This window comes from Celeribacter halophilus (assembly GCF_900114135.1).
Lineage (GTDB): Bacteria > Pseudomonadota > Alphaproteobacteria > Rhodobacterales > Rhodobacteraceae > Celeribacter > Celeribacter halophilus.
In genome coordinates this window covers 1-3,291 of sequence record NZ_FORY01000051.1, presented here as the reverse complement: position 1 = coordinate 3,291, position 3,291 = coordinate 1, and the positions used below count along the sequence as shown (strand labels likewise).

The 3,291-nt window shown below is 52.5% G+C and carries 1 rRNA gene; it reads left to right on the top strand.

What is annotated here, in order from left to right:
• Nucleotides 1-394: 394 nt before the first annotated feature.
• A 23S ribosomal RNA gene (locus BM152_RS18630) occupies nucleotides 395-3,222 on the top strand.
• The last annotated feature ends 69 nt before the right edge of the window (nucleotides 3,223-3,291 follow it).

Sequence of the window (3,291 nt, the reverse complement as noted above, 5' to 3'; positions counted from 1 at the left end):
TATCTGACATCGTATAGAGAGATTAATTGCAACATCGTTGGTTGCCCAAGTGTGGGTTAACCTCCGTCGCTTCCCCTCATGAATTTGGGAGGAAGGTGTTTTGCGGTCCCTTTCCTCGGACTTCTTAACATATCGCGGCGCGAAAAGATGATGTTGCCCAAGTCAAGTACACTAACCAGGTGCATTCTCGAGAGAGGATGTCACCGCGTCTGCCGTAGACATACGGTTGGACGTAAGTGCTTTCTTGTGAGGCCTCACCGACATGAGGTCTCGTATGCAAGGAAGCGCGGGAAAATGTATGCTTTTGGTTCGGGAAGCGCGCAACATTGCTTACCAGCTTATGTTGTCTGCAAAGCGGCGCATCTTCGGATGCAGTTTTGCTCTTTCTGGATCAAATCAAGCGCGAGAAGGGCGTTTGGTGAATGCCTTGGCAGTAAGAGGCGATGAAGGACGTGATACTCTGCGATAAGTCATGGGGAGCTGAGAATAGGCTTTGATCCATGAATTTCCGAATGGGGGAACCCACCTGACAGTTCGATATTGTTACCTTGGTAATCAATATCTTGCTGAACCAGGTACTTATAGACTGAATACATAGGTTTATAAGAGCAAACCCGGGGAACTGAAACATCTAAGTACCCGGAGGAAAGGACATCAATAGAGACTTCCCTAGTAGCGGCGAGCGAACGGGAACCAGCCGAGCATGATAAGTGACTAGAACACGTTGGAAAGCGTGGCCATAGCGGGTGATAGCCCCGTATAGGAAGCTTTGAGTGACGTATTAAGTAGGGCGGAACACGTGAAATTCTGTCTGAAGATCGGGGGACCACCCCCGAAGGCTAAGTACTCCTTACTGACCGATAGTGAACCAGTACCGTGAGGGAAAGGTGAAAAGCACCCCGACGAGGGGAGTGAAACAGTTTCTGAAACCGGACGCCTACAAGCAGTCGGAGGGACCTCGAGTCCTGACGGCGTACCTTTTGTATAATGGGTCATCGACTTGGTCTTACGAGCAAGCTTAAGCCGTTAGGTGTAGGCGTAGCGAAAGCGAGTCTTAATAGGGCGCATGAGTTCGTGGGATCAGACCCGAAACCGAGTGATCTAGGCATGACCAGGATGAAGGTTAGGTAACACTAACTGGAGGTCCGAACCCACACCTGTTGAAAAAGGTCGGGATGAGTTGTGCCTAGGGGTGAAAGGCCAATCAAACTCGGAGATAGCTGGTTCTCTGCGAAATCTATTTAGGTAGAGCGTCATCCGAATACCCCGGGGGGTAGAGCACTGGATGGGTAATGGGGCCTTACCGGCTTACTGATCCTAACCAAACTCCGAATACCCGGGAGTACTAGATGGCAGACACACTGCGGGTGCTAACGCCCGTAGTGGAGAGGGAAACAACCCTGACCTCCGGCTAAGGCCCCTAATTCATGGCTAAGTGGGAAAGCAGGTGGGACGACCAAAACAACCAGGAGGTTGGCTTAGAAGCAGCCATCCTTTAAAGATAGCGTAACAGCTCACTGGTCTAGATAAGTTGTCCTGCGGCGAAGATGTAACGGGGCTCAAGCCATGAGCCGAAGCCGAGGATGCCGTAAGGCATGGTAGCAGAGCGTAGTGTGACATAGTTCCATGCGTCCTTAACTTCCTTCGGGAAGCCTTGGACGCACGGAGCTTTCTGTGAAGCTGGCGCGTGAGCGATCCGGTGGAGAGATCACTAGTGAGAATGATGACATGAGTAGCGACAAACAGGGTGAGAGACCCTGTCGCCGAAAGTCCAAGGGTTCCTGCTTAAAGCTAATCTGAGCAGGGTAAGCCGACCCCTAAGGCGAGGCCGAAAGGCGTAGTCGATGGGAACCAGGTTAATATTCCTGGGCCAGAGAGAAGTGACGGATCGCAGAGGTCGTTCATCCTTATCGGATTGAATGGGCGGCTGAGCGGTTCCTGGAAATAGCCTCTCATTAGATCGTACCCTAAACCGACACAGGTGGACTGGTAGAGAATACCAAGGCGCTTGAGAGAACGATGTTGAAGGAACTCGGCAAAATACCTCCGTAAGTTCGCGAGAAGGAGGCCCAGTTTCTACGCAAGTATTGGCTGGGGGCACAAACCAGGGGGTGGCGACTGTTTACTAAAAACACAGGGCTCTGCGAAGTCGCAAGACGACGTATAGGGTCTGACGCCTGCCCGGTGCCTGAAGGTTAAAAGGAGGAGTGCAAGCTCCGAATTGAAGCCCAGGTAAACGGCGGCCGTAACTATAACGGTCCTAAGGTAGCGAAATTCCTTGTCGGGTAAGTTCCGACCTGCACGAATGGCGTAACGACTTCCCCGCTGTCTCCAACATCGACTCAGCGAAATTGAATTGCCTGTCAAGATGCAGGCTTCCCGCGGTTAGACGGAAAGACCCCGTGCACCTTTACTACAGCTTCACACTGGCATTAGGCCGAACATGTGCAGGATAGGTGGTGGGCTTTGAAACCGAGACGCCAGTCTCGGTGGAGCCTCCCTTGAGATACCACCCTTGTTCTGCTTGATGTCTAACCGCGGTCCGTTATCCGGATCCGGGACCCTGTGTGGCGGGTAGTTTGACTGGGGCGGTCGCCTCCCAAAGAGTAACGGAGGCGCGCGAAGGTTGGCTCAGAGCGGTCGGAAATCGCTCGTTGAGTGCAATGGCAGAAGCCAGCCTGACTGCAAGACTGACAAGTCGAGCAGAGTCGAAAGACGGCCATAGTGATCCGGTGGTCCCGAGTGGAAGGGCCATCGCTCAACGGATAAAAGGTACGCCGGGGATAACAGGCTGATACTGCCCAAGAGTCCATATCGACGGCAGTGTTTGGCACCTCGATGTCGGCTCATCTCATCCTGGGGCTGGAGCAGGTCCCAAGGGTACGGCTGTTCGCCGTTTAAAGAGGTACGTGAGCTGGGTTTAGAACGTCGTGAGACAGTTCGGTCCCTATCTGCCGTGGGTGTAGGATACTTGAGAGGAGTTGCCCCTAGTACGAGAGGACCGGGGTGAACGATCCACTGGTGGACCAGTTGTTATGCCAATAGCAGTGCTGGGTAGCTATGATCGGAAAGGATAACCGCTGAAGGCATCTAAGCGGGAAGCCCCCCTCAAAACAAGGTATCCCTGAGAGCCGAGGTAGACCACCTCGTCGATAGGCCGGAGATGTAAGTGCAGCAATGCATTCAGTTGACCGGTACTAATTGCTCGATAGGCTTGATTTGATCCAGTAAAAGCAAAATTTACGGACATATCAAAAGCATACACATACAAAAACTTGACTTGGTGTTCCC